General features: G+C 36.0%; 3 protein-coding genes. 2 read left to right on the top strand and 1 reads right to left on the bottom strand.

Annotation, left to right across the window (positions count from 1 at the left end; genetic code table 11):
• Positions 1-174: 174 nt before the first annotated feature.
• Complete coding sequence (locus tag JHC30_01305) at positions 175-531, bottom strand: iron-sulfur cluster assembly scaffold protein (protein MCI4462791.1); 357 nt, start codon at positions 529-531, stop codon at positions 175-177.
• A gap of 110 nt (positions 532-641) precedes the next feature.
• Between JHC30_01305 and JHC30_01310 the strand changes: the two genes are divergently transcribed.
• Together JHC30_01310 and JHC30_01315 are read left to right on the top strand one after the other, a co-directional pair.
• Complete coding sequence (locus tag JHC30_01310) at positions 642-1,808, top strand: amidohydrolase (protein ID MCI4462792.1); 1,167 nt, start codon at positions 642-644, stop codon at positions 1,806-1,808.
• The gene (locus tag JHC30_01315; GenBank protein MCI4462793.1) at positions 1,801-2,910 is read left to right on the top strand and encodes a hypothetical protein; all 1,110 of its coding nucleotides are present in this window, start codon (positions 1,801-1,803) and stop codon (positions 2,908-2,910) included. The genes JHC30_01310 and JHC30_01315 overlap by 8 nt, the downstream gene beginning before the upstream one ends.
• The last annotated feature ends 10 nt before the right edge of the window (positions 2,911-2,920 follow it).

Raw genomic sequence — 2,920 nt, forward strand, 5'->3', positions numbered from 1 at the left:
ATAAAAGGATCAGTATAGTAAAAGTTTACGCTTTTCCCCTGGTTTCGAAAGATTACTTGAAAACAAATTTTCCGAACTATGTAACATTACCAAATGAATTTTCCATTAATTTTGGAAATATCAAAATCGAATATAAAAATTCTACGAGCCTTAAAATTTTCTTGAAAAACAAGGTTATATCCCCTTAAATTTTCTCAAAGCATCGTTAAATGCATCAACTACAAGCTTTATGCAGTTTAGCTTTTCTTTTGGAAGATCAAAGTAATTTAAAAAATAATCGATGTCTATATTTGTTAGCTCGCTAATACTCTTACCCTTTATGCTTTCTGAAAGAATAGAAGCGCTTGCAATTGCATAAGGGCAGCCATCAACTTGATATTTGCAATCCTTTAAAAAGCCACTTTCTATCAAAAGATAAAATACTGCTTTTCCTCCACCTTCAGTATTTGATGATCCTACAGCAGATGCGTTATTTATAATGCCAACATTTTTTGGGTTCATAAAATGCTCAACTATAATTTTTGGATACATTTTTGCCTCCTATATATTACTGTACACGTAATAATTATACCAAAATATATTAAAAAACTATTCCGAAAATTAAAGTTAAGGTGTAAAATAGGCAAGGAAGGAGGCGTTAGATGCTATTAATTAAAAATGCAAGAATACATACAATAACACAAGGCGTAATAGAAAATGGCTTTGTGCTTATTGAAGGAAAACGAATTAAAAAGGTGTCAAATGAACCACCCGAAGTCGATTTATCAAAAACAAGAATTATTGATGCACAAGGTAAAATGGTCTTCCCATCATTCATTGACGCTCACACTCACCTTGGGACTTTTCCGTTAGAGGGGACAGAAATGGATGCCGACGGAAACGAAATGACTAACCCTGCGACACCCGGACTGCGGGCAATTGATTCAATTAATCCGTACGATCCAGCTTTTAAAGAGGCTTTTGAATCTGGTTTTGAAATTGTTTTTACAGGAGCAGGTTCAGGAAATGTAATAGGTGGATTAAGTGTAACTATGAAAACGTATGGAAATATTGTAGACGAGATGGTTATAAAGAATCCCGCCGGACTTAAATGTGCTTTTGGTGAAAATCCCAAAAGGGTATATTCTTCCAAAAACCAGCTTCCAACAACAAGGATGGGAACAGCAAAGGTATTCAGAGAAACTCTTTATAAAGGAAAGAATTACTACGAGAAAAAGAAAAGTGGTGAAAAAGTTGATTTTGATCTAAACATGGAAAGCCTTTTTCTCGTTTTCGACCACAAAATACCACTAAGAATACATTCGCACAGAGCTGACGACATAGTAACAGCAATTCGCATTGCAAAACACGAATTTGGATTAGATGTAGTAATAGAGCATGGGACAGATTCCGCTAAGATAAGGGACTTCTTAGCCAAAGAAAATGTACCAGTAATCTTAGGACCAATTCTTGATGTTTCTCCCAAGGTTGAAACAAAACCTAACTCGTTCGAGAACCCTAAAAAACTCGTTGAAGCAGGTGTAAAAGTTGCACTAATGACTGACCATCCTGTTGTTTCAATAGGTTATGCTTTAATCCAGGCTGGACTCGTTGCATATGAAGGTAAATTAGGCTTTGATGAAACTCTAAAATTAATTACCATAAACCCTGCACAAATTCTTGGAATTGATTCCGACTATGGAAGTATTGAAGAGGGTAAAGTTGCAAACTTAGTAATGTTCGATAGAAATCCATTTTCAGTTCTCTCAAAAGCAGATACTGTTTTATTAGAGGGCGAAGTAATAATTGAAGGAGGCAAGTATGTATAAGATATATGCAAAGAAGCTATTTAATGGTGAAGAAATTCTTGAGGATAGAGTCGTTGTTTTTGATGAAGAAAAAATATTCCACATTGGAGAAGATATAAATGACAATTTTAAGGAAGTATACAATGTAGACTTTTTAATGCCTCCAATAATAGACCTGGGAAGCGGAATTGGTCTTAAAGAAGAGTCTCTTGGAAGAATTGAGGGAGATGATCTTGACGAGGCAACTAATCCAGCAACACCCGAATTATTTGCAGCAGATGGAGTTAATCCTTACGACGAAGCATTTGAAAAGGCAGTAAAAGGTGGAAGTCTCATAAGTCTTATCCTTCCTGGCAACGCAAACCCAATAGGTGGACACGGTGTCCTTGTTTACAATCGAGGAAAACATATACTTGATATGACAATTGAAAATCCTCTTGGTGTAAAATTTTCCATAAATACTGAGCCTAAGAGTACATATGGACCAAAGGGCAAAACTCCTATGACAAGAATGGGTATAGCCTACCTCATAAGGGATACGCTATATAAGGCAAAAGAATACAATAAGGAGCGTAAAGAATTTTCGTTAGGCTTTGAATCACTTATTCCACTTCTTGAAGGCAAAGATTTGGCATTTTTTGCAAGTTTCAGGGCAGATGATATCGCAACTTCAATCCGTATTGGTGAAGAGTTTGGCCTAAGAATGGCAATACTCTATGGAGTTCAGTCAAATATGGTTAAAGATCTTTTAAAGGAAAGGAACATTCCTGTAGTATATGGACCGATTATGTTCCCCCGCTGGTCGATTGAACTAAAAGGCTTATCACCCAAAGTACCTTTAGAACTTATAAGTGAGGGAATCTTAACTGCTCTTACATCAGGACATCCAATGTTCCCCAGTAAATATTTACGACTGAACGCAGGGCTTCTTATAAAGGAGGGCTTAAGCGAAGTTGAAGCATTAAAAACTATCACACTCATTCCCGCAAAAATCATTGGAAAAGAGAATCTTGGGAAAATCGAAAAAGATGGTCTTCCGAATTTCGTAGGGTTTGATGGCGCTCCATACGATACTACTGGTATTGTAAGCCTTGTTTTTATGAAAGGCGTTAGAGTAATTTAGTATTAAATTT

It is taken from the genome of Caldisericum sp. (assembly GCA_022759145.1).
Taxonomy (GTDB): domain Bacteria; phylum Caldisericota; class Caldisericia; order Caldisericales; family Caldisericaceae; genus Caldisericum.

Excerpts from the sequence above, each read along its gene's own strand:
- JHC30_01315 (MCI4462793.1), top strand. The coding sequence starts at position 1,801 with ATGTATAAGATATATGCAAAGAAGCTATTTAATGGTGAAGAAATTCTT.
- JHC30_01310 (MCI4462792.1), top strand. The coding sequence starts at position 642 with ATGCTATTAATTAAAAATGCAAGAATACATACAATAACACAAGGCGTA.
- JHC30_01305 (MCI4462791.1), bottom strand. The coding sequence starts at position 531 with ATGTATCCAAAAATTATAGTTGAGCATTTTATGAACCCAAAAAATGTT.